Origin of the sequence: Actinopolymorpha sp. B17G11, from assembly GCF_040196095.1 — a bacterium.
Classification (GTDB): Bacteria; Actinomycetota; Actinomycetes; order Propionibacteriales; family Actinopolymorphaceae; genus Thermasporomyces.
In genome coordinates this window covers 1-2,289 of sequence record NZ_JBEFTW010000090.1, presented here as the reverse complement: position 1 = coordinate 2,289, position 2,289 = coordinate 1, and the positions used below count along the sequence as shown (strand labels likewise).

2 protein-coding genes are annotated in these 2,289 nt (G+C 64.7%); one reads left to right on the top strand and one right to left on the bottom strand.

Annotation, left to right across the window (positions count from 1 at the left end):
* Positions 1-533: 533 nt before the first annotated feature.
* Entirely contained in the window at positions 534-1,547 is a 1,014-nt protein-coding gene (locus tag ABN028_RS35080; RefSeq protein WP_349332477.1) for a LacI family DNA-binding transcriptional regulator, read from the bottom strand.
* 267 nt (positions 1,548-1,814) lie between these two features.
* Between ABN028_RS35080 and ABN028_RS35075 the strand changes: the two genes are divergently transcribed.
* On the top strand, positions 1,815-2,289 hold a 475-nt coding region (locus tag ABN028_RS35075), incomplete at its 3' end, for an ABC transporter substrate-binding protein (RefSeq protein WP_349699650.1).

The window sequence follows — 2,289 nt, the reverse complement described above, 5'->3', positions numbered from 1 at the left end:
TACCCGTACTGACCCCCGACATCAGAGTCCGTACGAGCAACTGCCCCGGACCCACGCGCGCCAGGTCGAGCGTCGCGCACTCGATGTCACCGGGTCGCCGACACACGACAGCATCACAACTCGGCAATGCTCCTCCAGCTTTCGGTTCTGACCGGCCCCAGGCGCGGCCCCTTCATCGATCTTCCTACTGAGCATGGGCTAATGGGAGCAGGAATTAACGACTGACAGCTGATCCCAAACGTTGGGCGGGACCGCGAGATCGACCGTTCGGAATCTGCGTGCGGACATCCCGCGGTTGGCCTCAGCGGTGACAATGCGTTCTCGTGGCGGTGTCCGTGTGGTGAATCAGAAGTCTCGGTCTCGCCCCACGGTTCGGCATCTGATGACGCAACTCCCCGCTTGACACACCTTCACGCTGGCGCAGGCTCACACCGATACCGAACTCCATCAGTCGATGGAGCGCTCCAACGGACTTCAAGGTAGGGTCAGGCCTTCCCTGTGTCAAGCAGCCGTCAGGACCTCGGCCCGGCCGCTTATGGCCTTGCCGTGGATTCGCGGACGATCAGTTCCGGGACGAACCGCACGTTGCGGTGGGTGTGGGTTTCCTCGTGAATCTCACTGAGCAACAGCTCGGCGGCGGTGCGGCCCATCTCGTACATCGGCTGACGTATCGAGGTGATCGGTGTGCCCACCAGGGTCGTCAACTCGATGTCGTCGTAGCCGACGACCGCGACGTCATCAGGAACGCTCACCCCAGATGAGGTGAGGCCACGTATCATCCCAACCGCCAGCAGGTCATTGCCGCAGAGGATGCCGGTGGGTAGGCGACGTGTCGCACGGTTGCTGAGCAACGTCCTGGCCGCCTCTTCGCCGCAGGCGATCGTGTCGGCTGGCACGGTGACGGCCTGAACTGCCGGTCGCCTCTGCTTGCCGGACGCAGCCAGGGCGGATCGCATACCGTTGAGCCGATCGGAGTGCCGCTGGCCCCGGCGTGGGCCTCCCACGAAAGCCAGCCGATGGTGACCCAGGCTGAGCAGATGCTGGGTCGCGGCTATCCCACCGCGGACGTCATCGACAGCGACTGAGCACTCGTTGGCTCCACCCTCATGGTCCAAGAGCACCGCCGCGACACCTCGCTCTCGCACCTGCCGGAGGTCGTCTGCGCCCGATGCCGTCGGGATCAGCAGTATCCCCGACACCTGCTGGGCGAGCAGAAGTCGCAGCGAGGCACGCTGGCGCTCATCGTCGTCGCGGGTGCTCGTCAAGGTAAGGACGTAGTTCTCGCTGGTAGCGACGTCCTCGACGCCGCGCGCGATCTCCGCGAAGAACGGATGGCCCACATCATGCATGACAAGGCCGATACTGCGGCTACGCAGTCCGCCGAGCATCCGGGCAGGCTGGCTCGCAATGAAATCGAGCTCATGCATCGCCTCCAGCACACGAGTCCTGGTCGCCTCCAGGACAACCTCCGGGCGGTTGAGAACGTTGCTCACGGTCCCACGGGACACCCCTGCCCGCCGTGCGACATCCTCGATAGTCACAGCCATACGACCTCCCGAATCTCATAGTCGGCTGACGGCGAACTCTCCCGGGTATGCGTGTCGGAACCGTTGACACCGCCTCATGGCCAATCATAGAGTCCGGGCACCTTGGAGCGCTCCAGACGGCCAGGCCATAGGGCGTCCGCTCGGGTGCTTGATGAGACCGGTGTTACAGGCAGCCGCACCGATCTCCCGCATGCGCCAGGCCCGGGTCGGCTACGGCCCGGACGGGCTACCGGATCGAGGGGTGTCGTGAGCGGAGAGGAGTCAGATATGTCCTTTGATCTGAGTAGGCGCGATGTACTCCGTGCCGGTGGTGCGGTGGTGGCGGTGGCCGTGACCGCCGGCTGTGACGTGCTCTCTACCCAGCCCAAGAACTCGGGCGACGGTGGCGGTGGCAGCGGTGGGCCGAAGCCGAAGGAGGCACCGATGCTTGCCGAGCTGGTCAAGCAAGGCAAGCTTCCGGAGCTGTCGAAGCGGCTGCCGCCGGATCCGGTGGTCGTCCAGCCGCTGGACCGTTTGGGCACGTACGGCGGCCAGTGGCGGTTGACGACCCAGGCGAGCGGCTACGGCACCGGCGCCACCCAGTACCAGCTCTGCGGCTACGAAAACCTCGTGCGATGGGATCCGACGTTCAAGAAGATCATTGGGAATGTTGCCGACAGCTGGGAGATCGGGGCGGACGGCAAGGAGTACACGTTCAAGCTGCATCCGGGCCTCAAGTGGTCGGACGGGCATCCCTTCACCG